This is a genomic window from Fontivita pretiosa, assembly GCF_050410795.1.
In the GTDB taxonomy this organism is placed as follows: Bacteria; Planctomycetota; Phycisphaerae; order Tepidisphaerales; family Tepidisphaeraceae; genus Fontivita; species Fontivita pretiosa.
The window spans coordinates 3,242,897-3,269,631 of record NZ_CP191258.1 but is presented as its reverse complement, the minus strand read 5'-3'; the positions used below and the strand labels follow the sequence as shown (position 1 = coordinate 3,269,631).

The window sequence follows — 26,735 nt, the reverse complement described above, 5'->3', positions numbered from 1 at the left end:
CCGGCCGCCAGCGCGGCCTGGCTGATCAAAGAAAACCATTGACAGGCGGGAGCGGCGGAAGTAAGTTTGTTAGTACTAACAAATGGAGGTCCGCCATGACCCGTATCTCTTCTTTTGCTCCCCGCATGTTTCGCGCCACATCGACGATGCTGGCGGCGGGGCTGATCCTGGCCGGGTGTGAATCCAGCGGGCTGTCGATCCGCGAAGGCGGGGCACACAACGTCTCGAACTACATCCTGGCGCTGAGTGTCCCGGAACCGGCGACGGCGCCGGTCGCCGGCGAGCCTGCCGCGACGACGGCGGCGCGACCGGCGCCCCTGCGTCCGCCGATCCGCCTGGCCGTGGCGCAGGTCGGGGAAGTCGCCGCGCCGCAGGCGTTTGTCAAGCGGCTGCGGGAAAGGCCCGAACTGTTTGATCGTCTGGACATCCTGCCCGCCGCCGCGGCCGGTGGGCCGGGCTATTACGCCCCGCGCGAACCGGGCAAAGACCCGCAGGCCGAGGCGCGGGCTCAGATCGAGATGCTCTGCCGCACCGCCGAAAAGCTGGGAGATGACTATCTGTTCATCTTCGGCGGGAACATCGACCAGGCGACGCTGCGCAACGGCTTGAGCGTGCTGAACCTGACGATCGTCGGCGGGTTTTTCGTACCCTCGCGGGAGGTGCGTGCCGAGGCCAAGGCCACCGGCGCGCTGGTGGATCTGAAGACCCGTCAGGTGATCGAGCTGGTGACGGCGCAGTCGCAGGACACGCGGCTCGCCGCCGCCTTCACCGACGATGCCGCCCGGCTCAAGACCGCCCAGCGACTGCGCGACCGACTGGCCGAAGATCTGGCCACGGAGCTGATCAACAAGCTGAACCTCGCCAGGGATCGAACAGCTTCCGCGGAATGAGGCGGCGTGGACCGCGTGGGCCTGTATACGTCGGATTACTTGACTTCCTGCCAGTTCCTGGCCCAGCCGATGTCCACCTTCAGCGGCACGCGCAGCTTCATGGCGTCGCACATCTCCTGGCGAATCGCCTGGGCATCGGACTCGACCTGATCGGCAGGAGTCTCGAAGACCAGCTCGTCATGCACCTGAAGCAGCATCCGGCTGGGGCGGTTTTCCCGCTTGAGCCGACGATACACGCGGTTCATGGCGATCTTGATCAGGTCGGCGGCCGAACCCTGCACCACGCTGTTGATGGCCATGCGCTCGGCGGCGCTGCGAAGCGAGCCGATGTTGGCGTTGATGTCGGGGATGTTCCTTCGGCGGCCGAGGATCGTCTGCACGTACCCACTGGTCCGCGCCTCGGTCACGCACTGTTCCAGGAACTGGCGGATCCGGGGGAAACGCTTGTGATAGGCTGCGATCAGCTCGGCGGCGGCCTGCGTGCTCATGCCTTCGATCCGCCTGGCCAGCCCGTAGGCGCTGACGCCATAGATGATCCCGAAGTTGATGATCTTCGCCTGAGCACGCTGCTCGCGTGTGACCTGATCCGGCGGCACGCCGAACACCTCGGCGGCGACAGCGCGGTGAATGTCCTGGTCCTTTTCAAAGGCCTCGATCAACGCCGGCTCTTCGGTGAAGTGCGCCAGAAAGCGAAGCTCGATCTGGCTGTAGTCGGCGGTCAGCAGCACGTTGTGCTCGCGGTCGCCGGGCACAAACGCGCTGCGAATTCGCCGGCCCTCGTCGGTACGGATCGGGATGTTCTGGAGGTTCGGCTCGCTACAGCTCAGTCGGCCGGTCGCGGCGCCGATCTGGCTGAAGCTGGCGTGGATGCGGCCGGTCTTCGGGTTCACGTATTGCGGGAGATTGTCCAGATACGTGTTCTTCAACTTCATCAGCGAGCGATACTCGAGGATGAGCTTGGGGACCGGATGCACCCCGGCGAGCTTGTCGAGCACTTCGATGTCGGTGCTGGGGCCGGTCTTGGTTCGCTTCACCACCTTCAAGCCGAGCTTGTTGAACAGCACGTCGGCCAGTTGTTTGGGCGAATCCGGGTTGAACTCGATATTGCCCGCGGCGGCGAAAATCTGCCTCCGCAGTTGCTCGATTTTTTCGGCCATCGCCTCCGACTGCTGCTTGAGGATCTGCGGGTCGATCGCGATGCCGTTGGTCTCCATCTCGACCAGCACTTCGATCAGCGGGACTTCGACCTCGTCATTGAGCTTTCGCAGGGCCGGGTTGGCGTCAAGCTGCTTGCCGAGCTTCTCGGCCAGTCGCATGGCGATGTCGGCGTCCTCGGCGGCATAGATGGCCACACGCTCCAGGTCCACCTGGCCCATGCTGATCTGGTTCTTGCCTTTGCCGATGAGTTCTTCGGTGGCGATCTTGCGGAAGTGCAGCAGATCCATCGCCAGCCGGTCGATCCCGTACTGCACGCTCGAGGAATCAAGAAGGAAGGCGGCGATCATGGTGTCCAGCTCCACGCCGCGCACGTGCACTCCGGCCTGACGCATTACCGTCAGGTCGTATTTGAGGTTGTGCCCGACCTTCTTGATGTTTTCGTCTTCCAGGATTGGCTTGAGGTCTCGCAGGACGCGTTCACGGCACAAGTGTTGGCAGCCGGCCGGGCCCCTGACCGGGACGTAGTAGCCGCAGCCTTTCTCCCAGGCGAAGCTCATGCCGATGAGGTTCGACTGCATGGCGCCAAGGGCATCGGTCTCGGTGTCGAAGGCGAATCGCTTCTGCTGCCTGAGCCTGTTGACGAAATCGGCGAATTTCTGCTCGGTGTCGATCAGCAGGTAGGTGCAGTCGCGGTAGGTTTCAGCTTCGGGCAGATCGGGCCTGGCCGACGCCAGCGGCCGGTTGGGCGCGTTGGCGTCGGGGAAGAGCATTTCCGCGAACGGCCGCTGGCCGGGCGGGGCGGCCTGTGCCGTATCGGAAAAGACTCCCGACCCCTTAGAAAAGGGGTCGGGAGTCTTTTCCGGCTCGGCCCCTCCCGAAAGCCGCTTCAGCAGGTTGCGGAAACCCAGCTCCTCCAGGTGCGGGCGAATCGCCTGAAGATTCAGCCCCCGAAACACGCACTGCTCCGGATCAAAATCAAAATCCACATCCTTGCGCAACGTCACCAGTTGCCGCGAAAGCTTCAGATTCTCTGCATGCTTCTTGAAGCTTTCCCGCAGCTTCGGCGTCAGCTCGTCCACATGCGCCAGGATGTTCTCCACGCTGCCGTAGCGCTGGATGAGCCTGGCGGCGGTCTTCTCCCCCACCCCGGGGATCCCCGGCACGTTGTCGGTCGGATCGCCAGTCAGCGTCTGCACCTCCACCGCCTGCTCCGGGCCGTATCCCAGCTTCTGCCTGAGCTTGGCGGCGTCGATCACCTCATCCGCCTGCGGATCGTACATGTAGATGTGCTCGCCCAGGATCTGCCGCAGATCCTTGTCCCTGGAAACCAGATAAATATCGAACCCCCGATCGCACAGCTTCTGGGCAATCGTGGCGATCAGGTCGTCGGCCTCGCAGCCGGGCTTGCAGAAGATCGGCACTCCCGCATCCCGGACAATCCGGATGATTCTCTGCTCCTGCGGGAAGAAATCCGAAGGAGTCTCCTTGCGGTTGGCTTTGTAGTCGGGATAAAGCTGCTTGCGGAAGGCGCCAGCGTCCGGGGCGTCGATCACCATCGCCAGATAATCCGGCTTTCGCTGCTGGACCAGATTCAGCAGCATCTGCGTGAACACGAACGTGGCCTTGGTGGGCTCGCCGTCCGGGCTGGTCAGATTGCGGAACGGGGCGAAGTAGGCGCGATAGATCTGGGCGTGCCCGTCGATGATATAGAAGCTCTTGCGGCTCTGCTCGCCGCCGGCCGCTGTCGCGGAACTGCTCGGCTGCGGCAATGTCGCGGTTGCGGTGGTTGTGGTGTCACGGTCTGCCATCAGGGTTGAATTGTACGCCGTTGATGCCGCAAAGTGTTGGCTGCCACTGGTCAGGCAAGGTATCCGTGGCGATTCGGTTACAATCCGCCTTCTTTTGGAGGAACCATACGGGCGATGTCAGTGGAATCCGGCGACACAAACCTGGGCAAGGTCGTTTCCTGTCTGGTCAATCTGCTGGCATGGGGTCTTTGCGCGTATCTGGGCGCGGCTTCGGGTGGATGTCGCGCCCCCGCCCCGGCGTTGACCTTCCCCCGCCAGCCGCTTTCCACTTCGCCGCTACAGCGCTGGTACGACACCAATCACGACGGCAAGGCCGACTTTGCCCTCACCCGCCGCGATGATTCGCTTCCTTTTGACACCATCGAGTACGACGATGATCAGGACGGCCGTTGCGACCGGATTTATCGGCTGGGGGATTACGATCCGGATCGCGTTCCGCACCTGTTGATCATGCTGGATTCGATCCCGTACCAGGCGGTGGCGGACCGGTACCAGCGTGGCGGGTTCTGCTGGTTTCCCCCGCCGCAGAAGGTCATCGCTCCGTTTCCGTCGATGACCGAGCTGTGCTTCACGCAGATTCTGCACGCCCCGCCGCTGCTGGGAATGATCGACGACGGCTACGATCGTCGAACCCATCAGTACAACAGTGGTATCCGCGACCGGATCATCGGCTATCAGCAGCCGTGGGAGTATCGATGCCACTATGCCGCCCCGTACTGGGAAAACGGCATCGCGTATCTGCGTCCGCGGGTGCTCTTTCACGCGGAACTGAAGCGCGTCCGCGAAGTCTTCGAGCGAAGCCCCGACCGTAGCACCCGTGTCTATTTCGTCAGCACGTCCGGCATGCTGGGCCGCTACGGCCAGCAGGGGCTTGATGAGGTCCTGGATGAAATCGAACGCCTCTGCCTTCAACTGGTGTTCGAACGCGAGGGAGCCATCAAGATCTCCATCTGCTCGGATCATGGGCACAATCTCGTGCCCTCGACGAACATCCAGTTTGACGAGGTGCTGAAGCAGGCGGGATTCCGTGTAACCGAGCGGCTGCGCAAAGCCAACGATGTGGTGATCGATCGCGACGGGCTGGTCACATACCTGGGGATTCACACCTACCGCCCGGCCGAGGTGGCCGACGCGATCCTCACCCGCCCGGAGGTCGAGCTGGTGGCGTATCTTCAGCAGGATCGGGCGATCGTGCGTGACCACCGCGGCGAGGCGGCGATCGAGTACCGCGACGGACGGTATCGATACACGCCGATCACCGCCGACGTGCTCGGTTACGAAGGCGTTTTCCAGGCGCTTCGCAGCCAGGGAAAGGTAGATGCCGACGGCTTCATCGCCGACGCCGACTGGTTCGCCGCCACCGTCGATGCGCCCTTCCCGGATGCGCCACATCGGCTTTGGCAGGCGTTTCACGGGATGTCGATCAGCCCGCCGGCCGTGATGATCACGCTGCGTGACGGGTACTGCTCGGGGTACGTGATGTTTTCCAGAATTGTGGACATGCGCTCGACGCACGGGGGATTGAACCAGATCAACAGCGCCGCGTTTGTGTTGAGCATGACCGGGCGGGCGAACAGACCTCTGCGCAGTCGCGAGATTATCCCCACGATCGAGCCACCCCCCGACCGCCCGGCGCGACTTCCGCGATAACGGCGGCGGGTTCAGGGGTTCGCCGGCCGCCGAACTTGACGGCGTGCCCCCTGCCAGGCTCTTGAGGTTTCAGCCTGTCGCGAGTTTCCCATTTTTACTGGAATACAGCGGTGAGCGGCGTTACGATTCACCTGGTAAAGGGGCATCGCATGACTGACGAATCTGCTGCCATTCTCGATCCGCCGGACGTAATGCGAAAGACCGTGCTGGAGTACATCCGGCGGATCAATGATCACGATGTCGATGGGATCATCGCCCTGATGGCCGACGACTTCCGCTACATCAACTCCGCCGGCGACACCTTCCGCGGGCGGGCTTTCATGCGTCAGGAGTGGCGGCGGTACTTCAACCTCTACCCCGATTATCAGATCCACGTCGAGACGGTGATCTCCGGCCCCGAGGGCGTGGCCGTCTTCGGCTCCGCCGAGGGAACCTACAGCGCCGATACCGCCGAGGGCGAAGACCCCGAGGAGAATCACTGGATCGTCCCGGCGGCCTACTTCGGCACGACCACCGGCGGAAAGATCCTGCGCTGGCAGACCTACTCCGACAGCTCGATCGTATTTGACATCATCAAGGAGCACGAAGCGCCGACCCTGCCGTCCGAACAGTAACCGCCCGACGCGCGTCGATGAGTAATCGCGCGTCGATGAACTATTCCTGACACATCGACAGAATCTGCCCGAACAGCGCATCGGCTTGGGCTTCCGTGTTCACCTTGGGCATGAGGCACAGTCCCTGTGCAGGAAGAGCCTTCACAAGCAACTCAATATCACTCAGTGAGATCTCACCGCAGATGAGCAGGGCCTTTTGATCAAGTATTCGGCGGAACGTGGGAATCAATTCGGGAATGCTCGGCCCGGTCGGATCGATCAGAACTTCAATGGCGTGCAGAGAATCCAGCGACAGCAGCCCGTCGATCAGAATGGGCAGGGTGGCTGAGTGAGTGTGGATCATCGTGCGGTCGTAGTGCCGCAGGACCTCATGCTCCAGGGGAAGGATGTATTGGCGGTACAGTTCCGGGGAAAGGACGGCCACCGCGTCGTCCTGATAAAGCATGCACGTGCCGGGCGTCCAGACGCGTCTGCGTCCGGGACACTGCCCGCCGTGAAACAGCCCGAACGTGCGAACCAGCGCCTCCCCCACACCCTGCCAGATCTGCGTGCAGCGAACAAGCAGTTGTTGAAGCTGCTGTGGATGATCGAAGAACTCGAAGACCATCCGCTGTGAGCCCAACAGGGCGGCGACGATGTCGGTGATTCCCCGCAGAATGGGATTGCCCACGGGGTAGCGTCCGCGGGCATGCTCGACCAGCACGCGGCTGCATTCCACCAGCTTCAGGAACCACGGGTTGTCCGGATCAAAGCCGACGCGATCAAGGCTATCCCAGTCCGGACTGGGATGCTCGGCCCAGATGCTCCCACTCTTGGGGCTGGAAAACACCTGGCAGCCGGCGATCACTTCCATCCACGGAATACCTGCAAACGGGGAAGCCACCATGAACAGGTCTTCGCCGCGAGATTCGGTGTGCTCGTAGCTCCTGTCCCAGTCCTGAAGGAACCAGTCGGGATCGATCATGTCAGGGGTGACGCGGCCCTGCTCCAGAGCATGTCCGGCGAAGCGCACGGCGGGAAAGGTGATGTTCACGGCCATGCCGATCAGCGGCCGACTGGCCGGGCCGCGCCTCCAGAACGCCTCGTTCATCGCCAGCCGTTGTGACAAGGTGGGTTTCTCGTGCGTCAGCATCGCCTGGTTACTCCTCCAACATGGTGATCATCCCCCGGGATGCATCCGGCCTGAGACCGGCCCCGCGGCCCCGGATCGTACCGCGCTGTAGGCGATTTGGCGTCCTGAAGAGCCGATCAATTGAGCTTTACCCCCGAATCCACTAACTTTGCCGCTTCGGGAAAAGTCAGCAAAGTCATTGATCAGACTCCTGCGAGATTCGGAGCAGAAACAAGATGTCCAGCACCACCACCGGCGAAGCGATCACCATTTCCAACGGCCAGCTCATCGTTCCCGATCATCCGATCATCCCCTTTATCGAGGGCGATGGCACCGGGCCGGATATCTGGCGCGCCAGTGTGCGGGTCTTCGATGCCGCCGTCGAAAAGGCCTACGGCGGCAAACGCAGGATCGTCTGGAAGGAGGTGCTTGCAGGCGAGAAGAGCTTTAAGCAGCTCGGCACGTGGCTGCCGGATGAGACCGTCGAGGCATTCTCCAAGTACCTGGTCGGGATCAAGGGGCCGCTGACCACGCCCGTGGGCGGGGGCATTCGCTCGCTGAACGTGGCGCTGCGGCAGATGCTGGACCTGTACGTGTGCCTGCGCCCGGTGCAGTACTTCCCCGGAGTGCCCTCGCCGGTCAAGCACCCGGAGAAGGTGGACATGGTCATCTTCCGTGAGAACACCGAGGACATCTACGCGGGCATCGAGTATGCCGCCGGAACCCCCGAAGCTCAGAAAATCCTGGACTTTTTCGCCCGGGAATTCCCAAAGGACTTCAAGAAAATCCGCTTTGGCACCCTCCAGGCCGCACAGGACTGGCAGAAGCAGCTCGAGGGGATCGGCGCGCCACGTCGCGACGTGGATGTGCGCGTGGGGGTTGGACTCAAGCCGGTCAGTTACCTGGGCACCGAGCGATTGGTGCATTCGGCCATCAGCTACGCCATCCAGCACAAGCGAAAAAGCGTGACACTGGTGCACAAGGGGAACATCATGAAGTTCACCGAAGGCGCCTTCCGCGACTGGGGATACAAGGTCGCCAAGGAGTTCTTCGGCGCCGTCGAGATCGACGGCGGGCCGTGGTGTCGCATTCCCGACGGCAAGCCCGGGGCCGGCATCGTCATCAAGGACGCGATCGCCGACATCACGCTCCAGCAGGTTCTCACGCGCCCGGAGGACTTCGACGTGATCGCGACATTGAACCTCAACGGTGATTACCTGAGCGATGCGCTGGCGGCGCAGGTGGGCGGGATCGGCATCGCGCCGGGCGGGAACATCAACTACGTCACTGGCCACGCCGTCTTCGAGGCCACGCACGGCACCGCGCCCAAGTACGCCAACCAGGACGTGGTCAACCCCGGCAGCGTGATCCTCAGCGGCGTGATGATGCTCCAGTACATGAAGTGGCAGGAGGCCGCCGACCTGATCATCAAGGGCCTGAAGGGCGCGATCGCCGCCAAGACGGTGACCTATGACTTCGAGCGGCTGATGACCGGGGCCAGGAAGGTCAAGTGCAGCGAGTTCGCCACCGAGGTCATCAGGCATATGGGGTGAGGCGATTCAGACGGCGAAACTGGAGCATCCTCGGAGTAGAGATTTCGCGCTGCGATGATGGGGGATAGCGAACGTTATGTGGAACTGGGCAACCTGTGCAATCCAGCAAGGCAAGCTCGCTGTGGGAGGATAGATTTTTTTGGAAAAACTCGTCCGATAACGAATTTTTCCGTTGACTCCCCAACCCTAGCTGTAGATACTACCGAGCGTCCGAATCAAGTACTGGGTGCCTTTCAGGGCTATTCGATCAAGCAGACAGGAGCGACCTTTCAAAACGGCGGAGCCGTAAACAGAATTGATTACGTTGTGAATTTGAACCGCTTCCGGTGTGCGTTCGCCGGTTGCGCGTGACGCCGAAAAACGGGAGATCTCCCCTCAATCGTTGAGGGCGAGAAAGTGCATCGGGCGAGTCCTTTGGGCTCGCCCGAGTTTTTGCGCCACTCGCCTGCTTTCCCGCACTTGCGGGCCAGTTGCGCGGGTCAAACGCACGCTTGGGGACTGTCGCTCTGTCGCACCCGAGCATTTCTGCGCAGTCGTCATTGACCATTCTGGAAACTCTGACGCGGCATTCCACCCGCGCGACGTGACACCGCCGCCCCAATCTCAATTGCCTGTCGTCATCTGCAAGTGTGGCAATGCGTAGATCGCCGCCTCATCATCGGTATAGAGAACTCGCAGTTCCGGCTGCGGGTCATCGGCATGACAAACCAGGTAGCTGAATCCCAGCTTAGCCAAGGCGGCGTATCGTTTCTGAAGCACCATGCCAATGATGGCGCGCGACTTCATCTCCGTGCTGGTCGTTGTGCGGGCAACAAGACCCAAGGCCATCTTCTTCCCGTGGCCGGTCTGGTAATACAGCAACATCCCGGTGGGAACATTGAGCTTGCAGATGACCGGGGCGGCAGGCATCTGCCGCAAGGCCAGGACCCATCGCGGAAAACGATCGGGAACACAGTCGAAATGTCGTGGCCACAGCTCCGCGGTCATCAGCAGACCCAGCATCGCCACTCCCAGTCGCCTGTACGGGGTGGATCGATTGGACAACATCGCCGCAATCCCCACTCCTGCCAGCAGCGACACTGCCAGGGCCGTCATCACGATCATCCGCACCGGCACGCCGCCCAATCGCAGCGGCGGCAACAGCACCTCCAGCCAGTGATAGGGCATGATCCGCCCGGTCAGTGCGGTTCCCCCGACATGCAGGATCGGCCCCAGTGACAGGATATAGAACACGGCGGCGATGGTGAGCCATAGCCGTGGGGATGCGTGACCGACCGCATGCCGCCAGCTCCTTACCGCGGCATATGCGGCCAGACCCAGCACCGTCACGCCGATGTAGACGCTGCTTTCGTAGCTGTTGACGCCAAGCCGTCGCCAGAAGCCCTCGGTCAGACCTCGCCAGGCTGAGCCTCCGCCGGGGATGAACGGCCCCAGCACGTCGCCGCAGAACTCGCTGCTGGGATGAGCGCCGACCAGCGGGTCGTTGGCGTTGATCCACAGAATGGGCAGGACCACCGGCGCGATCACCGCCCCTGCCAGCAAGCCGAAGCTGAGCATCGCCCTGACATGCTGGCGGGACAAGCGCGGGGCATTCCACAGCAACATGACTGCCGCCGCCAGCATGCTGTAGAGCAGATAGTACAGATCACACAGCGTCAGCGCCGCCGCGGCGGCGGCCGCCGCCGTCGCCCGCCACAGGCATGGCCGATCGATCAACCTCAACCACGCCAGCAGGAACAGGGGGATGAACTCCACGGCCACAAGCTGCATATGCAGGGGCATGTGCGCGAAGTGATAGCCGGTGAAGGTAAAGGCAAACCCGCCAACCAGACTGGCGACATATTTGACACGCGGCCCCGCCGCGATCCCGCCGGCGCGTTCAAGCACGTAGATGCACAGCCAGAATGTCGTCACCCCACCCAGCGCGAACGAGCCGACGATGAACAGGTTGTAGACCTGCACCGCCGGCAGCAGGCGACGAAGCAGCATCGCCGGAAAACCGTGAATGGGTTGCAGCGTGTGGGCTGCGAGCGTTGTCCCGTGTGGATAATGCAGGTAGTCGGTCCACCATGGCCAGCAGTGCAACTCGCTTACTGCCTTGTCGATCCACCAGAAGTTCCAGTGGTTTTGCATTCCGTCGCCGCCTTCGTTGTAGAAGTGCGTCGGCCAGTTCAGCAGCATTGGCCAGGTGAGCATGAAAAAGCAGGCGGTGTAAATCGCCAACGGCAGCAGCAGGAGCCAGAAGCTGAGCGAGGTCAGGCGTTTCATGGCTGGATTACGCTGGCGCGGGTGGCCGGCTCAGGGGTGGCTGGCTGAAGCCGCTGAAGCTCAGCGGGCACAAAGCCATGAAATGAATGTGGTGCCAGTCGGGCTGGTGGCGGCAGGGATAGCTTAAGATCGACCAGTGATGGATCGCTCGGATCGAGCCGATAGATGCGCGCCTGACGATCCTCGTACAGCAGGGGCAAAGGCAGCCTGGCGGCGGCAGCCCCGCTGACCACGTAGCCGAAGCCGGCCCGGGCCAGCGCGGCGGCGTCGACCGAGCCACCGGCGCCCAGCAGACGCCGCGTGGCCAGTTCCACATCAGCCACGGTCCGCGAAGTCTCACCCCAAGCCATCGGGCGTTGGTGGATCGTCTGATAGTACATGCCGATGGCATCGCCCCACCGCACGGCGTCCAGCACGGCGCCGCCGCCGGGCGCGTCCCGCAAGGCCAGCACCCAGCGGGGGACCTCTGCCGGAAAGGTCGCAAGCACTCGGGGTTGAGCTTCCAGCAGCATGGCCAGGGCCAGGGCGATTGCAGCCAGCGCACGGCGGGTCCTTGCGGCGGGGCTGGCGGACAACGCGTCAAAAAGGCTCTTGAACCCCACGGCCGCCAGCAGCGAAAACGCCAGTTGCGCCATGATCATCAGCCGCGCCGGACAGCCCCCCAGCCGCAGCGGTGGCAGCAGCAACTCGGCCAGTCGATAAGGGGTCAAGTCGAACAGCGGCACCGCGGCCACGTGCAGCGTCGGCCCCAGCGCCAACGCCACGCACACCAGCCCAATCGCCAGCCACATCCCTAAATCAGCAGCAGGCACCCGGCGGCGTGTGAGCAGGGCATACACCGCAGCGAATAGCACCGCCACCCCGATCGAGACGCTGGTCTCGTTGTAATACCCCACGTCTCGCCAGACCGGTTCGGTCAGGGCGTGATAGTGCCAGATCCATCCGGGAACCAGCAGACCCAGCAGGTCGGCCGAGTACCAGGCTGGCACGTGCTGGCCCCAGACCTCTCGGCTTCGGGCCACAGCCAGCATCGCCCACACGATCGGCACGATGGTCAGGGCACTGATCAGCATTCCGGCGAGCAACGCCTGGATCCCCCCTGCCGATTTCCACGGCCCAAGGCCCCGCCACCGCCACACTCGAACGCCCAACACGATCAGCCCGGCGGCAATGCACATGACAAACTGGTAGTGATCGCACAAGAGCACCAGCAGCAGGGCCAGCGCCGCGGCGGCGGCCTTCGGCGCCGTGGGTCGATCCAGCGTCGCCAGCCACGCCATCACAAACACCGGCATCCACTCCGTGGAAATCGCCTGAAGCTGCCCCGAGGCATGGGCAAACCGGTAGGCACAGAACGCAAAGGCATAGCCCGCGGCGATGCTGGGCCAGTTGCTGCCCGTCACCCGATGCGCCAGCCAGAACGCCGTCAACCCGCTCAGCGCGAAGCTGGACACCACCAGCGTGTTGTACACCTGCACGTCGGACAGCAGCCACGACAGGCCCATCGCCATCAGCCCCTTCAGCGGCACCAGCGTGTGCAGCAGAAGCGTCGTGCCATGGGGATGATGAAGGTAGTTGGTGTGCCAGGGGTTCTGAAGATGCGTGATCGAATGCTGAATCCACCAGACATTCCAGAGCATCACCGGCCCGTCGGTCTGGTCGCAGTAATAGGCCCTGGAGAATTGCCGGCACAGCGGAAAGCTCAGCAGCAGGAACAGTACGACGTACAGCGCCAGGGGCAGGAACAGGAAGCGGCCAAGTCGCAGTGCAAGACCAATCATTCCCCACTTCCGGCTTGTGCGTCGTTACAGGCTCCGGCGGCGCGCTGGAGACTGCTTCGTCGTTCAGCGGCGGCGGCAAGCAGGGCCTGGATCACCTGCGAATCAGCCCGCGCCAGGGCCTGATCCAGCTCGTCCAACCGCTGGCGAAGTTTGGTGATCGATACCCGCAGGTGGTCGCGGTTGTCCAAAAAGATATCTCTCCAAAGCCCCGGATCCCCCGCCGCGATCCGTGTCGTGTCCAGGAACCCTTTGCCCGCCAACGGCAACGCCTCCTGCGCCGCCGCCAGCACCAGCAGCGACGCCAGCGCGTGGGGCAGGTGGCTGATGTCGGCCAGCAGGCGATCATGGTCATCGGGGCTGAGCCGGGTGACACGCATGCCCAGTTCCTGCCAGAAGGACTCGACTTTTCGCAGGGCTGTGGAGTCGGTGCGGGAGGTAGGAGTGGTGATGCACAGGGCATCGCGGTACAGGTCGGCCCGGGCCGCCTGCACGCCCCGCCGCTCGCTGCCAGCCATCGGATGGCTGCCCACGAAATGCACCCCCTGCGGCAGCAGTCTCTCGGCCAGTTGCACGACCGAGCGTTTGGTGCTTCCCACATCCGTCACGATGGTTCCGGGCCGCAGCGCCGGGGCGATATTTTCTAAAATTTGCGGGAACACCCCCACCGGGGTGCAGAGTATCACCAGCTCGCAACCTCGAACCGCCTGCGCCGCGTCGGTTGTATACTCGTCGATGGCCCCAAGACGCTGGGCGACCTGGAGGGACTCGTTTCGATGACCATAACCCGTTATTTTACAGGACTTTGACTTGCTCTTGAGTGCCAGCCCGATCGAGCCGCCCAGCAAGCCGACTCCCAGAACACTCAAGCGCTCGAAGGTCATGGTCCGATATTCTTCCGGTTGGCAGTGGTGATGCGATTGTAGCGCGCGGGGCACAGGATGCCCCGTCCGCGGCGGGCTGTCAAGCAGACGGCGGCGCCCTTGATGTTATGGTGGGGGTCGTCTACCCTATTGGTCTTCGATGAAGGATCGGTAAAGGTTCCATCTCGGCGCCGCGTGAGCCGGCTGAGCCTCAGTGGCTCACACAGGCTTTGATTGCGGAGGGACCGCGGCGAACGTTTGCCGATGAAAGGCGGCCGGGATGACAACCCGGTCGGATTCGTGAATCATGTCGCAACTCGCATCCCCGGTAGCCCCGGTCGCGGCGGCCTCGCAAGGCTCGCCTGCCGCCTCGCCCGCCAACTCCCCGGCCTCCCCAGCCTCGCGACAACTCCGACACGTCCTGGAGTTTGAAAAGCCCCTGGCCAAGCTCGAACAGCAGATCCTCGAGCTGGAGGCGCTTCAGGCCACCAAGGGCGTGGATTATTCCAAAGAGCTTCGCCAGCTTCGCAGCAACTACACCTCCCTGCTGCGAAAGACCTACGACAACCTCAGCGCCTGGGAGACGGTGCAGGTGGCCCGGCACCCGCAGCGACCGCTGTTCAAGGATTACGTCGAGATGATCTGCCGGGAATTCCGCGAGCTGCACGGCGACCGGCATTTCGGCGACGACCCGGCCATCAGGTGCGGCCTGGCCCGGCTCGGCGGGCATAAGGTGATGCTTATCGGCCACCACAAGGGCCGTGACACCAAAGAACGAGTTCAGTGTTACTTTGGGCTGGCTCATCCCGAGGGGTACCGCAAGGCGCTGCGGTGCATGAAGCTGGCCGAGAAGTTCGGCCTGCCCGTGGTCACCCTGATTGACACGCCCGGCGCCTATCCGGGCATCGGTGCCGAGGAGCGTGGTCAGGCCGAGTCCATCGCCCGCAACCTCATGGAGATGAGTCGCCTGAAGACCCCGATCATCAGCATCGTCACCGGGGAGGGCGGCTCCGGCGGGGCCTTGGGCATTGGCGTGGCCGACCGCGTCGCCATGATGCAATACGCCTGGTACTCGGTCATCAGCCCTGAGGCGTGCAGCGCCATTCTGTTCAAGGGCAACGAGGGTGCCGCCCAACTTGCCGAGAGCCTCAAACTTACCAGCAAGGACCTTCTCAAGCTGGGCGTGATTGACGCGATCGTGCCTGAGCCTCTGGGCGGGGCACACCGCGATCCCCATACCGCCGCTCACAACCTCGAACAGTTCATCGTCAAGGCTCTGCGCGAGCTCAAACGCTGCAAGATCAGCACCCTGCTGGAACGCCGCTACGAAAAGTTCCGCCATCAGGGAGTCTTCATCGAATCCTCCCGCCGGCAAGGCTCGCGCGCCGTAGGGTAGCCGGCCGGCCCGAAGCCTGCCTATCGCCGCCCGAACCCCGGCTTGCATTTTCCCCGGGCAAGCCTAAGTTAGTCTGGCCAATGGAACTGCTGCTCTCGATCACGCTGTTCGCCGCGTTCGGCGCGGCGTTTGTCCTGGTCAACATGCTCATTGGCGCGCTGGCGCGGCCGCAGGTTCCCAACCCGGAAAAACTCACCGTCTACGAGTGCGGCGAACCGAGCATCGGCACCAGTTGGGTACAGTTTGACCTCCGCTTCTACATCGTCGCTCTGGTCTACCTCATCTTCGACGTCGAGGTAGCACTGTTTTATCCCTGGGCCGTGGCCTGGGGAGACGCCGCCGCCCTGGCCTCGGAACTGGGCATGAGCGCCTTCCATCTGCGGCTGGTGGCGCTGGTGGACATGCTGTTTTTCTTCGGGGTGCTGCTGGTGGGTTTTGCGTACCTGTGGCGATTCGGATACCTGGACTGGGTGCGCTCCGCCGCCACCACCAGCGTCAAAGCCCACTACACTCCCGGGATCGACCTTCGTCGGGAGGCACGCATCGATCGTCCGATCTGACAGCCATGTTGGTCAGGTGAAAGGATGATCATCGCCACATCATCCGCTGGCCTGCTGTTGCACCGTCGCCTGGCGTGGCTGACGCCGCTTGTCCCCGTCCTTCTGGCGCTGCTGGTTTTCTGGCCGGTTGTCGGCTTCGAGCTGCTGCTGTGGGATGACAACGTCCACATCGCGGAAAATCCCCTGTTCAATCCGCCTCGTCTCCAGAACATCGGCCACTACTGGACCCACCGCTTCTACGGACTTTACATCCCAGTCACGTACACGATCTGGACGGTGCTGGGGGTGTTGGCGCATCACCCGGCCACCTACCACGCCGCGAGTCTTGCGGTCCATCTGGCGTGCGTTGCGATGGTCTATCGGATCCTGCGGCGGCTGATGGACTCCGGCTCGGCCTGGCCGGCGGCTCTGGGCGCCTGCGTGTTCGCAGTCCATCCGCTTCAAGTCGAATCAGTCGCCTGGGTCTCGGCTTTTCGCGATCTGCTGGCGACGTTCTTCTGCCTGCTGGCGGCCTGGGTGTTCCTCGACGACGCTGCCCAGCACAGTGAACAGCATCTTCATCGATTGAAGCGTTCCGCCTTGCTCTTGATGCTGATGTTGCTGGCAGTGCTGTCCAAACCAACCGCACTGGTGCTGCCCTTGGCGCTGATGGTGCTCGGATGGCTGCGAGGCAGCGCGCTCAGACCAGCAGCCCGGGAGCTGGTGCCGCTGTTCGCCTTGGCGGTCGCCTGCGCCGCCTGGACGCGTCTCATCCAGACCTCAAGCTATCTGCATCCCGCACCGCTGTGGGCGCGACCCCTCGTCGCCGCCGACGCCATCGCGTTCTACCTGCTCAAGCTCCTCTGGCCGGCGCGGCTGGGTTTCGATTACGGCCGCACGCCGCAGGCGATCCTGGCCAGTGGCGAGGCCATGTTCACCTGGATCATCCCCGTGGCGGCGGCGGCGACGCTGGCGCTGCTCGCGCGGCGCAGCCGCGCCCTGTGCGCCGCTGCGCTGATATTCCTGATCGGTCTGCTGCCGGTGCTGGGATTGCTCAGCTTCGATTTTCAGGACAAGTCCACCGTCGCCGATCACTACGTGTACTTGTCGATGCTCGGCGTTGCGATCGCGGTGGCGGCGGCGGTCCGGCGCTATCCGACACTTCCAATGCACGCGCTGGCCAGTGCCATTGTGCTTCTGCTGTGCCTGCGAAGCTGGTCACAAATCTGGCACTGGCGCGACACCCGCTCGCTGGCTGAACATGGCCTGGCCGTCAACCCCAGCAGTTGGGCCGCCTGGGACCTGCTCACCGCCGTCGCCTTCGATGAACACAACCCGCGTCTGGCCGAGCGCTTCGCCCGACAGGCGCTGGCGGCGCGACACGACGACTACGATGCGCTGATCAATCTCGGACGGGCCTTGGTGCTTCAGGATCAAACCGCCCAGGCCCTGGCCCCCTTGCAAAAGGCCGTGGAGCTGCGCCCCGACGGAGCCGACGGCCATGCGAGCCTGGCGGCGGCGTACGGCACGCTCGGCCAAATCGAGCAGGCCCTTCGCCACTGCCAGCGGGCACTGGAGCTGAACCCCAACCATCCCCAGGCTAAACTCATGCTCCCGCTGCTTCAGCGGGCGCAGCGGCCGGCAACGACAACGACGACAATCCCCTCGCCGCCCGGCTGATCTGCCCCAGCAGCTCCGCTTCATCATCATTCAAGAAGCCGATCGTCAGCCCGATCCGCCAGATCACCCTTGCCGCGAATCGTTGCTCCGGCTGCGGGGCATGCTCCAGCAGCCCACGCAGCTTGATCCAGTCTTTCTCGGTGGTGACGATCATGTCGGCATGCAGATCGGCGGCCCGGTCCGTAAGCTCCACCAGGTCGTGCAGCTCATACTGATGATGATCCGCAAATCGCAGCGACGCGACCCGGACCGCTCCGGCCCGGTCGAGCTGCTGCTCGAACGCATCGGGGTTTCCGATCCCGCAGAAGCTCACGATTCGCCTGCCGCTCAGCGACTCGACCGGCGCGACGTTGCCCGCGGCGTCTCGCAGATCGGCATGCACGTGCCGGCAGCGGTAGATCGGCGCATGCGCGTTGTACCGCCGAAGCGTCTGCTGGATGTGCTGGAGCATCTCGCCCGAGGAGAGTTCCACGTGGGTAATCAGGAACGCATCGGCCCGATTCAGACCCCGCAGCGGCTCGCGCAGCAGCCCACGTGGCAACACGTGTCCGTAGCCAAAAGGATTGGATGCGTCGATGAGCACCAGATCGAAATCGCGGCGGATGCGACGATGCTGGAACCCGTCGTCCAGGACAAACACGTCGATGTCCGGCGACCGCGCCTGCACATGCCGGGCGGCCTCCACGCGGCTGGGGTTGGCTTCGATGAGTGCCGCGGGCAATTGCTCCTGAAGCAGCCGCGCCTCATCCCCGCCTTTGTAGCCGCGCAACAGCACCGCCGGGTGCAGCCCGGCCTCCAGCAATCGCTGAACCAGCCATCGCACCACGGGCGTTTTGCCGGTGCCCCCGGTGGTGATGTTGCCGACGCTGATCACCGGCTGCGCCAGGTGGTAACAAGCCAGCACGCCGCGGGCATACAGCACGTTGCGCAGGGTGGTGACGGTGGCGTAAAGCGGCTCTGCCGCCGCCAGCGCCGCGCGCGCCAGCGCCGCCGCCGCACCGCTGGTTCGGCCGCTGATCAGCTCGAGATATCGTTGTTCGCTCGCCACTGGCATGTTCAGCATACAGCGTGAACACTCATCGGGCTCACTCTCGCAGCCATGCCTCGTCCTGCGGCGTCATGACGATCGGATGACGTGGCAGGCGATCCAGCGAGAACCGCTCCAACAGTTGCCCGACAGTTGCTTCATGTCGATCCGGCTCGATTCCGCACCAACGACCCAGCAGCGCCAACACGCGATGGGGACTGACACCAAGCTCCCGATAGTGCGACAGCCGCGTGTCTCCGTGACGCTTGGCCAGCCGCCGGCCATCCGGACCCACCACCAGCGGCAGGTGCGTGTATCGTGGAATCGCCGCCTCCATCTGCAACGCGCGATACAGCAGGATTTGCCGTGGTGTGGAATCAATCAGATCATCGCCACGAACCACCTGGTTGACTGCGGCCTGGGCGTCGTCGATCACCACCGCAAGCTGATACGCCGCCGTCCCGTCGGCTTTGGCGATCACGAAATCGCCAAGCTGCAAGGCCACGTCGTCGAAGCGAACCGGCCCACGGAAGGCGTCGTTGAACTCGATAGGCTCATGGGGTACGCGGAAGCGAATGGCCGGGTCGCGCCCGCTGGCGGCGCGAGCGGCGTGCACCGAATCAAACCGATCGCGACAGGTTCCCGGATAAACCGATGAACCATCCTCGGCATGCGGCGCGCTGGCCGCCAGGGCCGCCTCACGCCGGCTGCACACGCACGGATACGCCAGCCCGCGATCCAGAAGCTGCTGTACTGCTGCCTGGTAGATCGCCTGCCGCTGCGACTGGTAGATCGGTCCGTCGTCCCAGTCGATCCCCAGCCAGTGAAGGTCCTGTATGGCCTGAAGGTCGGCGCCGCGTTTGACGCGCGGCCCGTCCAGATCCTCGATCCGCAGCACAATCCGCCATCCGTTGCGCCGTGCCAGCATCCAGTTGACCAGAAACGTCCGCGCGTTGCCCAGATGAAGCGCGCCGGTGGGTGATGGAGCCAGGCGGGTAATGCCGTTGTGCATCGTGAATCAGGGGAACTGCCCCGGCGACGTTGTCGCCTGCATCGGCGCCTCGCCGCCGGTCTGTGCCTCGTAGCTCAAGCTCGAGGCGATCTTCTCCAGAAACTTTCCGTCCACGGCATACTGCTCGGCGGTCAGGTCCAGAAAGTTCAGCTCATATCGTGTGTAGGCACTGTCGGCGGCGGGAACAAAGACCGTAAGGGTCCAGCGAATGGGGGTAGTGGTGAGCATGACGGGATTGCCCGTGGCCGGGTCGCTCACCGGCACGCCGTGCGCATCAACTTTGGGGTTGGTCTGGGGCTTGCCGACGGAGAAGCGTTCCAATACGCGGGCCGGGCCGATGTCGCGCAGCATCGCACGATTGCGAGGATCCGGATGGCGCGCCTGTTCATCCTGAATCGTCTTCAGCAGCACCTGCGGATCCAGCGAGCGCGGTCCGACACCGTGGTCCGAAAGCTGAATCATGGCCATGTCATACGGGGTCGGACCCTGCACGAAGGTAATCGGGCCGGCATAGTCGATCTTCCAGCTTTCAGGGACGCGCAACGACAGGGGCATGCCCGGCAACAGCAGCTTTTTGTACGGGCCAGACAGAAGCATTTGCGTGGTCGGGCGCGCCTCGGCGGGCTGCGTGGCGGCTGTGTCGTCAGCGGTGATTGGCGTGCCCGACCGCGAGTCCGAACGCTCGCAACCCAGCATCAGCATGATCCCCAGACCCACCAGCCCCAACATGCTCACCGGGTAGTTCCGCTCTGGCGATTGCTGCTTCTCTGGTCCTGGCGAATGGCTCATGCCCGCTGACTCCTTTCCGGCCTCGCGGCGCCTGTCCCGGCTGCCTTTCGGCTCATTTTTCGGCGGGACATTGTTCCGACCGGCCCGCCGATTTCAAGTTCAAACCTCTGCCCGGCTGCCTCCTGCCGCTTTTCACCCACGCCACATCGGCCTTGGCTGGACTCTGGTGAAATCCCATGATCACGACTGTCACTGGACTGGACGACCGATGGTCAGTTACCTTATTTTAGCAAACGCATTGGGGGCAACGACTGAGGATTCTGAAGGAGCAACTATGGCACGCCCACGCAATGACGGAACCATGACTATAGCGGCACTGGAGCAAATGCTGTTGAGCAAGCGACGCAGGCTGGAAAGACTCGAAAAGGAGCGCGATCGCCTGCAACGCAGGCTCGAGAAGGTCGAAGGCAAGATCGCAGCCATCGCCGGGGCAAGCGCAAGTCTGGGTGGGCGAGTTCGTCTGACGGCTGGCGGAAGAGTCCGCAACCCCAAGAGCCTGGTCGCCACGCTCGAGCAGGTGCTTCGCGAGGCAGGAAAGCCGCTGTCGGTCAGCGAGATCCTGGAGCGCGTTCGGGCCAGCGGCTATCGCAGCAGCAGCGCCAATTTCCGTGCCCTGGTGAACCAGACGCTGATCAAGGAAAAACGCTTCGCCAAGGTCGAACGTGGTGTGTATCAGTTGAAAAAGTGATGAAGTCTGGTGGGTGCGTGATGATCGCATGCAACTGAGCTGCGGTCATGTTGCAGGGTCATCACGCATTCACGCCCGTGACAACTGTCCGCTGGCGTCGGCGCCAAGAACGGCGTGTCCGTTGCGTTCGTCGGAGGCGACCCTGCCATCATGCAGACGGATGACCCGCTGGCACCGCCGCGCTACCGTCGGGTCGTGCGTTACTAGGATGATCGTCTTGCCCGCCTGCACCAGCTCATCGAACAGAGCCAGAATCGCCTGACCGGTCTTGCTGTCCAGCGCTCCGGTGGGTTCGTCGGCCAGCAGCAGCAGCGGCTCGTTGGCCAGCGCGCGGGCAATGCACACGCGCTGCTGCTGCCCGCCGCTGAGCTGCATCGGGCGGTGGTCCAGCCGTTCTTCCAGGCCCACTTTCTCGGCCAGCTCGATGGCGCGCTTGCGTCTGACCGCCGGCGGTACCCCCAGATAGAACATCGGCACTTCCAAATTCTCCAGAACCGTCAGTTGTGGAATCAGGTTGAAGTTCTGGAAAATGAAGCCGATCTTGCGACTGCGGATCTCGCTCAGTTCATCATCATCCAGCCGGCTGACGTCCCGCTCGCCCAGGATGTAGCTTCCGCTGGTCGGGCGATCCAGACAGCCAATGATGTTCATCAGCGTGCTCTTGCCTGAGCCGGAGGCGCCCATCACCGCGGTATACTCGCCCTCGATGAACTCCAGATTGATCCCGCGCAACGCCGGCACTTCCACGTTCGTCCCCGGCTTGTGGTAGATCTTGGTCAGCTCCCTGAGTGTAGCGACTGAAGATGACATCTTGCTGATCCATTCTAGCGGAATGACTGCGCCGGGTCTTGTACCTGCCGCACACTGGTCAATACCCGAATCTGCAACTTCCGTTGACCGCCGACGTCAGAGCAGACAAGACGCGTAAAAGGAGCCTTACATATGAACATTGCCGGTCTCAATGTGCCTTCCGCGGTTCTGGCGGCGGCGATTTGCGCGGGCGGATCGTTTGTGGCGACGATGACACTTCTGAGCCCCGAAAGACTTGATGCCACTCAGCCGCTGGTCTTGCCAGCCAATACGAACCTGATGCCATCCACCATCAGGGTGGACGGTTTGGAGTTGAGCCTGCGAGTCAACGGGAACCCGACCGGCAGCGATCCTCTGCGGTTGGAACCGGGCCGGCCGCTGGAGCTGGAGCTGCTGGCCAGCAATCCGACCGACCGCACGATACAGTCCCGCCTGGCCGTGACAATCCACGCCACCGAGCCAGCTTCACCTCTATCGCGGGTGCTTCCGGCTCCGCGGCAGGTCTATTCCATCGAGCAATACATAAGCGTGCCGCCGCAACAGACCAGCGCGTTGCGGATTTCCCCCGAGCAGAACCTCACGCAGCCGCCCGGACGACGATTGACGATCGGCGTTTCGGCGGGCCAGGCGTCGATGTCTCCGATCTTCGTTGTGCTGGCGGCCGAGCCTCAAACGCAGCCGTGAACCGTACGCCAATCATCATCGGGCTGATATTCGGGGCTGGCCTCGCCCTGATCATCTCGGATGCGCAGAACCGCCATCTCGCTGCCCCCGCAACGTCCCGGGCGATGCTGCCGGAATGCGGCGGCAGCATCCGGGAACTGGTGATTCACTATGTGGCCGGCGACACTGTTGCCACGCCCGTGTATCAACAGTTTCTCCCAACTCTGCGCGACGAAGTCACAGTCTATGTCGTCTGCCAGGATCGCAACGCATTCAGGGAATTGTCCCGACGCATCGGGCGAATCGGATGTCAACTGATTCCTGTGTTCACACATCATCCGATCACCACCTGGTCGCGCGATCGCTGGGTGGCATCGATGCCTGACGCAAGCGGCCGCATCACGTTGCTGACACCCGCAACTGAATTGGGCGCTGAATCCTGGCCGGCTCGGGCGGGCGATGCAAAGGTCGCCTTCGACCTGGCCGACACGCTGGCCGGACGGGTGCAGGCGCGGCGACTGGGGATCGGGTTCGACGGCGGCGATCTGCTGGCCGACGACTGCAACGTCTTTGTCACACCTGCCCTGATCCACCGCAATCGCCACCGCAGCGCCGAGTCCGGCGAGCAATTGACGGCCCTGCTGCAACGCGAGCTTGGCGGACAGAGGATCGTGCCGCTCGATAACAACGCCCCGCCCCACCACGCTGGCATGTTCATGGCCGCCGCCCGCGATCGGACGATGCTCGTCGGCGACCCGAGCCTGGCGGCGCCGTTGCTGGATCAGGCGGCGCGAAACGCCCTGCTGCCGGACGCAGACTTCAGCGCCGCAACCCAGGCACAGTTCGACGCCGTCGCCAACCAGCTCGCCTCGATCGGCTACCGCGTCGTCCGCATCCCCACCGTCGCCGCATCCGATGCCCGAACCTACCTCACGTACGTCAACGTGATCACCGACCGCCGCCCCGATGGCACGCGTATCGTCTACATGCCTGTTTATCGCGGCGCCGACGCGCTCAACGCCGCCGCCGCTGATGTCTGGCGATCCCTGGGCTATCAGGTCTGCTTCATTGACTGCACAAGCTGCTACCGGCACTACGGAACGCTGCATTGCCTGGTGAATGTGCTCAGCCGACAGCCTGATTGAGCCGGCGCGGGAATACCCGCGATCGGTTCTGACCATGAAGGGCACCTATCACTTTCGGCAGCGCGCACCAACGGCCCGGTTCAGCGTTGCGCGATAGTACGGACATTCCTGCCCGAGCCTTTCACGGGATGCCGGCAGCAAAATGTTTGTTTGTATCACGGGCGTCATCGCCCGTGTGGGACGTCATCGCGCGGCTGAGGTCGCTCGCATGAGCGGGACGCCTGACGTTTATACACATTTCTGGACGCCCTCTTTGAGGCAGCAGAGCGGACAGGCGTCTCGCCCGTGCCGAGCCGCATGAGGTGATGAACAGCCCGGAGATCGGACTTTTGAACTCGAATGCACCCTGCATGGCGGGGATGGCCATGCCACGGTTGGCTCGTCTCCGCTATTATCGCACGCACCTGCGCGCCTGAGCGCAAAACGCGGGTGGTCCGAGTGGTGTATAAACGACAGGCGGGACGCTCGTGACACGAACGGGCGCGCTCCGCTCGCGACATCCGTCCCATTTGGGTATCGTGTCTGGCGTGCTGCTTCCGCTGCTGCTGATCGCACTGGCCACCGGTGCCGCGACGATCATCGCGTATGGAACTCACCCCGGCTGGGCATCATCTCCGACCCAGGGGCTCGAATACATCATGCTCGCGCGGCGACTGGACTGGCCGCTCATCGTCCTGTGTTTGGGTCTGTGCATGGCCCTGCTGGGGCTGGTGATTTCCGGGCGACGCCGGGTGTGGTGGCTGATCGGGCTGGCGCCAGTCCTGGCGCTGTTTGTCCATCGCTTCGCCCCATCGCGCGGGCTGGATCGACTTTACATCCTCGAGAACCCCGTCTTCGTGGACGCGAGCCAGGGCCGGTTGCCTGACGATGCCTGGATCGTCGGCGTCGTCTTTGAGGATCAGGCATATGCGCTTCCCTACGCGATGCTTTACAGCTCGCCAGTCGTGTTCATCACCGACTATGACAAGCGCATGATGCTGCTGTGGTCTGCGTCGGCGAACCGGGCGCTGGCGTACACCATCACGCGCGATTTGAAGCCCCGTGATCTGGAGATCGTCTCCGCTCCTCTGGATACGCTGCTGCTGCTGAATCGCCGGCTGGGACAGTTCATCATCGCCCTTACCGGGATGACGGTCGATGGCCAAAAGCCGGTTGGGCTGGGCCAGCCGCTGCCGACCGTAAAGACAACCTGGTCGATCTGGCGTCGGGCGCAGCCTGCGACGAAGCTGCTGTATGCCTACCAGCATCGCGACGCGCCCGCGGCGCCGCTGAAACCGCGCGCCGTCACGGGCATCATCGATGGATTGCCGGCCCACACCCCTGTGGCCGTGGTCACCACTTCGCCGCCGCTGGCGATCGCGCCCGATTCGGTAACCGCGAACAGGCCGCTGAACACGCTTGCCGGCCAGACCAGGCTGCTGCTCGTGCGTGATCCGGCCACCGACCGGCTTCGCGGCTTCGACCGGCACGTGAACGAAGACCTGTTTCCCACTTTTGCGGCAAGAACCGATCCCCGCCGCAACGTTGCCCTGGTCGATTCTGACAGCCAATCCCAGTGGACGCTGGACGGCCGGTGCATCAACGGCCCCCTTGCGGGCCAGCGCCTGCGCGAGATCTCCGTCGAGCAGGACGTGTACTGGGGAGTGCTCAAGACGTGGTATCCGCAGCTCCAACTGGCCCGATAGGAAGCAGCATTCGATTTGGTCCGGTATAGCAACTGTGCTCACTGATTGCTGGAATGCGGCGATTGAACAGGCTTGCTTTCGGGCGAGCCTCGTTGTCGCAGGAAGATCGCCAGAACCACCATCATCACGATCGACAGAAACTCGCTTTGCCAGTTCTGGAATGACTCGAACCAGAATTGCGAGCTGCCCAGGTAGCCCAGTATGGAGAGCGGCGGCTGGCCGTGGTCGATCCGCTGATGATTGAACGCGCGTGCGCCGCTGGCGGCGTGGAGGAAGAAGCTGATCAAAAAGAGCATGAAGAAGGTGATGGACAGAGAGTTCTGGTAGAGCTTGAGCACCCATCCGCCGCGGCGTGCCGGCCAGGGGGATTGTGGTGTCAGGGGCGCGGTTTCCTCCGGCTCGTACGGATCCTTGGATTCAGGTGAGCCTCTTTGGAACAGGAAGGAGGTGAGCCAGACGAACGCGGCCATCTGAAGAAACTCGCTCTCCCAGTTTTCGCTGGTGGCTTCAAGAAAATGCCCACTGGAGAGGTAGGCGAGGTAGCCGACGGCCGGCTGGCCGTGGTCCTGCTGTTCATGGTTGTATGCCTGCCAGCCGGTGAGACTCTGTGCCATCCATGAGACCACGAACAGACTAAGCAGGACGAAGGACAGGCCGTTTTCCAGCAGCAGTCGCCGGGCGGTATATCGGCCGGCGATGCGGTCGGCGCGGGCCCGCTCGATTCGATGCGACAGCGCCAGCGGAATCATTCAGCACCTCCGGCCTGCACTTGCAGGCCACCGACAGTCTGCGCGACAAAACAACACCGACCGCGCTCCTGAGCAGAAGGTCTGCCGAAGCGCGGTCGGCGGGTGCGGGAATCAGCAACGTCCGAACAGCGCCGCTCAGGTTCGTATGCCAGTCATCCGTGACGGCGCGGGTTCGGGCTCGATTGGGTACAGGCTGACGACGGTTCGGGCCAATCCGTCCTTCACGCGGTGCTTATGCGTCTGTCTCGGCCTGCTTGGCTTCGATGTTGATGCCGGATTCCGCCAGCCTCGTCAGCTTCTTGTCGGTTTCACCTTCTTCGTCGAGGGTCTGCTGAAGCAGCCGCGCCGCCTCCTCGTCGCCCAGCAGTTGGGCATAGGTGCGCAGCGTGCCATAGACGGCGATCTCGTAGTGTTCGACGCGCTGGGCCGTGGCGATCAGCCCCGCATCCAGCACCTGCTCGCTGTCGGCCTCGTCCATGAAGTCCTTGCCCTCTTCAATGATCCCCTCCATGCCCTTGCATTTCCTGGAGCGAGGCGTCTGGCCCAGGTTCTGGAAGATGCGGTTGAGGCGCTGCACGTGTTGCCGGGTCTGCTCCAGATGTTCCTCGAAGGCCTGGGATAGCTCGGGCGAGCTGGCTTTCCTGGCCATCTTGGGCAGGGCCTTGAGGATCTGGTTCTCCGCGTTCAGCACGTCGCGCAGTTCATTGAGATAAAGGTCCTGTAAGGAGGTCATGTCCATACGGGCCACTCCTTGATTGGGGGATTCGGCTTTTGTTCGCACCATCTTGGCGCACCATAGCGGGCAATCACGCCCGGCAGCTCAGGCGCCGCAACTCGCGTGCCGCACCTGCTGCGCACG

22 protein-coding genes are annotated in these 26,735 nt (G+C 63.2%); 11 read left to right on the top strand and 11 right to left on the bottom strand.

The window, feature by feature from the left end; genetic code table 11:
- Positions 1–95: 95 nt before the first annotated feature.
- The gene (locus ACQS5P_RS13180; RefSeq protein ID WP_428937080.1) at positions 96–890 is read left to right on the top strand and encodes a hypothetical protein; all 795 of its coding nucleotides are present in this window, start codon (positions 96–98) and stop codon (positions 888–890) included.
- Positions 891–925: 35 nt separating this feature from the next.
- Here ACQS5P_RS13180 and polA read toward each other — a convergent pair whose 3' ends face one another.
- Positions 926–3,856: a DNA polymerase I gene (gene polA / locus ACQS5P_RS13175; RefSeq protein ID WP_428937079.1), complete on the bottom strand. Its 2,931-nt coding sequence runs from the start codon at positions 3,854–3,856 to the stop codon at positions 926–928.
- Between the two features lie 114 nt (positions 3,857–3,970).
- Here polA and ACQS5P_RS13170 point away from each other — a divergent pair, with 114 nt between their 5' ends.
- Both ACQS5P_RS13170 and ACQS5P_RS13165 read left to right on the top strand, forming a co-directional pair.
- Positions 3,971–5,506 (top strand): hypothetical protein, encoded by a 1,536-nt coding sequence (locus ACQS5P_RS13170; RefSeq protein WP_428937078.1) that lies wholly within the window; start codon positions 3,971–3,973, stop codon positions 5,504–5,506.
- Between the two features lie 149 nt (positions 5,507–5,655).
- Positions 5,656–6,120, top strand: coding sequence for a nuclear transport factor 2 family protein (locus tag ACQS5P_RS13165; protein ID WP_428937077.1), 465 nt, complete (start codon positions 5,656–5,658; stop codon positions 6,118–6,120).
- A 40-nt stretch (positions 6,121–6,160) separates the two neighbouring features.
- On the opposite strand, the gene ACQS5P_RS13160 is transcribed toward ACQS5P_RS13165, so the two are convergent.
- Positions 6,161–7,252 carry a hypothetical protein gene (locus ACQS5P_RS13160; protein ID WP_428937076.1) on the bottom strand — a complete coding sequence of 364 codons (1,092 nt, stop codon included), beginning with the start codon at positions 7,250–7,252 and terminating at the stop codon, positions 6,161–6,163.
- Between the two features lie 215 nt (positions 7,253–7,467).
- On the opposite strand from ACQS5P_RS13160, the gene icd reads away from it, so the two are divergent.
- Entirely contained in the window at positions 7,468–8,784 is a 1,317-nt protein-coding gene (icd, locus tag ACQS5P_RS13155) for an isocitrate dehydrogenase (NADP(+)) (RefSeq protein WP_428937075.1), read from the top strand.
- A 603-nt stretch (positions 8,785–9,387) separates the two neighbouring features.
- On the opposite strand, the gene ACQS5P_RS13150 is transcribed toward icd, so the two are convergent.
- Genes ACQS5P_RS13150 through ACQS5P_RS13140 form a run of 3 tightly spaced genes read right to left on the bottom strand, consistent with a single transcriptional unit; the run spans position 9,388 to position 13,714 of the window.
- Entirely contained in the window at positions 9,388–11,052 is a 1,665-nt protein-coding gene (locus ACQS5P_RS13150; RefSeq protein WP_428937074.1) for a hypothetical protein, read from the bottom strand.
- A complete protein-coding gene (locus ACQS5P_RS13145) occupies positions 11,049–12,833 on the bottom strand; it encodes a hypothetical protein (protein ID WP_428937073.1) in 1,785 nt (594 codons plus the stop codon). The genes ACQS5P_RS13150 and ACQS5P_RS13145 overlap by 4 nt, the downstream gene beginning before the upstream one ends.
- Entirely contained in the window at positions 12,830–13,714 is an 885-nt protein-coding gene (locus tag ACQS5P_RS13140; RefSeq protein WP_428937072.1) for a prephenate dehydrogenase, read from the bottom strand. Before ACQS5P_RS13140 ends, ACQS5P_RS13145 begins: the two co-directional genes overlap by 4 nt.
- A gap of 286 nt (positions 13,715–14,000) precedes the next feature.
- Between ACQS5P_RS13140 and ACQS5P_RS13135 the strand changes: the two genes are divergently transcribed.
- The 3 genes from ACQS5P_RS13135 (at position 14,001) to ACQS5P_RS13125 (ending at position 17,308) form a co-directional block, all read left to right on the top strand.
- The gene (locus ACQS5P_RS13135; protein ID WP_428937071.1) at positions 14,001–15,089 is read left to right on the top strand and encodes an acetyl-CoA carboxylase carboxyltransferase subunit alpha; all 1,089 of its coding nucleotides are present in this window, start codon (positions 14,001–14,003) and stop codon (positions 15,087–15,089) included.
- 80 nt (positions 15,090–15,169) lie between these two features.
- Positions 15,170–15,649, top strand: a complete 480-nt coding sequence (locus ACQS5P_RS13130) for an NADH-quinone oxidoreductase subunit A (protein ID WP_428937070.1) — start codon at positions 15,170–15,172, stop codon at positions 15,647–15,649.
- 24 nt (positions 15,650–15,673) lie between these two features.
- The gene (locus tag ACQS5P_RS13125; RefSeq protein ID WP_428937069.1) at positions 15,674–17,308 is read left to right on the top strand and encodes a tetratricopeptide repeat protein; all 1,635 of its coding nucleotides are present in this window, start codon (positions 15,674–15,676) and stop codon (positions 17,306–17,308) included.
- On the opposite strand, the gene lpxK is transcribed toward ACQS5P_RS13125, so the two are convergent.
- The 3 genes from lpxK to ACQS5P_RS13110 are packed head-to-tail and all read right to left on the bottom strand — an operon-like array spanning position 17,235 to position 20,136.
- Complete coding sequence (gene lpxK / locus ACQS5P_RS13120; RefSeq protein WP_428937068.1) at positions 17,235–18,362, bottom strand: tetraacyldisaccharide 4'-kinase; 1,128 nt, start codon at positions 18,360–18,362, stop codon at positions 17,235–17,237. The two genes, ACQS5P_RS13125 and lpxK, sit on opposite strands and share 74 nt — an antisense overlap.
- A 31-nt stretch (positions 18,363–18,393) precedes the next feature.
- Positions 18,394–19,347 carry a tRNA glutamyl-Q(34) synthetase GluQRS gene (gluQRS, locus tag ACQS5P_RS13115; protein WP_428937067.1) on the bottom strand — a complete coding sequence of 318 codons (954 nt, stop codon included), beginning with the start codon at positions 19,345–19,347 and terminating at the stop codon, positions 18,394–18,396.
- Between the two features lie 6 nt (positions 19,348–19,353).
- Complete coding sequence (locus tag ACQS5P_RS13110; RefSeq protein ID WP_428937066.1) at positions 19,354–20,136, bottom strand: hypothetical protein; 783 nt, start codon at positions 20,134–20,136, stop codon at positions 19,354–19,356.
- 274 nt (positions 20,137–20,410) lie between these two features.
- Here ACQS5P_RS13110 and ACQS5P_RS13105 point away from each other — a divergent pair, with 274 nt between their 5' ends.
- Complete coding sequence (locus tag ACQS5P_RS13105; protein WP_428937065.1) at positions 20,411–20,824, top strand: HTH domain-containing protein; 414 nt, start codon at positions 20,411–20,413, stop codon at positions 20,822–20,824.
- A gap of 69 nt (positions 20,825–20,893) precedes the next feature.
- Here ACQS5P_RS13105 and ACQS5P_RS13100 read toward each other — a convergent pair whose 3' ends face one another.
- Positions 20,894–21,634 (bottom strand): ABC transporter ATP-binding protein, encoded by a 741-nt coding sequence (locus ACQS5P_RS13100; protein WP_428937064.1) that lies wholly within the window; start codon positions 21,632–21,634, stop codon positions 20,894–20,896.
- Between the two features lie 132 nt (positions 21,635–21,766).
- On the opposite strand from ACQS5P_RS13100, the gene ACQS5P_RS13095 reads away from it, so the two are divergent.
- The 3 genes from ACQS5P_RS13095 (at position 21,767) to ACQS5P_RS13085 (ending at position 25,127) form a co-directional block, all read left to right on the top strand.
- Positions 21,767–22,318, top strand: a complete 552-nt coding sequence (locus ACQS5P_RS13095) for a hypothetical protein (protein WP_428937063.1) — start codon at positions 21,767–21,769, stop codon at positions 22,316–22,318.
- Between the two features lie 104 nt (positions 22,319–22,422).
- Positions 22,423–23,442 (top strand): agmatine deiminase family protein, encoded by a 1,020-nt coding sequence (locus ACQS5P_RS13090; protein WP_428937062.1) that lies wholly within the window; start codon positions 22,423–22,425, stop codon positions 23,440–23,442.
- A gap of 527 nt (positions 23,443–23,969) precedes the next feature.
- Entirely contained in the window at positions 23,970–25,127 is a 1,158-nt protein-coding gene (locus tag ACQS5P_RS13085; RefSeq protein WP_428937061.1) for a DUF3179 domain-containing (seleno)protein, read from the top strand.
- A gap of 38 nt (positions 25,128–25,165) precedes the next feature.
- Here ACQS5P_RS13085 and ACQS5P_RS13080 read toward each other — a convergent pair whose 3' ends face one another.
- Both ACQS5P_RS13080 and ACQS5P_RS13075 read right to left on the bottom strand, forming a co-directional pair.
- On the bottom strand, positions 25,166–25,876 hold the full coding sequence (locus tag ACQS5P_RS13080; RefSeq protein ID WP_428937060.1) for a DUF6766 family protein: 711 nt from the start codon (positions 25,874–25,876) through the stop codon (positions 25,166–25,168).
- 232 nt (positions 25,877–26,108) lie between these two features.
- Entirely contained in the window at positions 26,109–26,615 is a 507-nt protein-coding gene (locus ACQS5P_RS13075; RefSeq protein WP_428937059.1) for a ferritin-like domain-containing protein, read from the bottom strand.
- Positions 26,616–26,735: the final 120 nt, after the last annotated feature.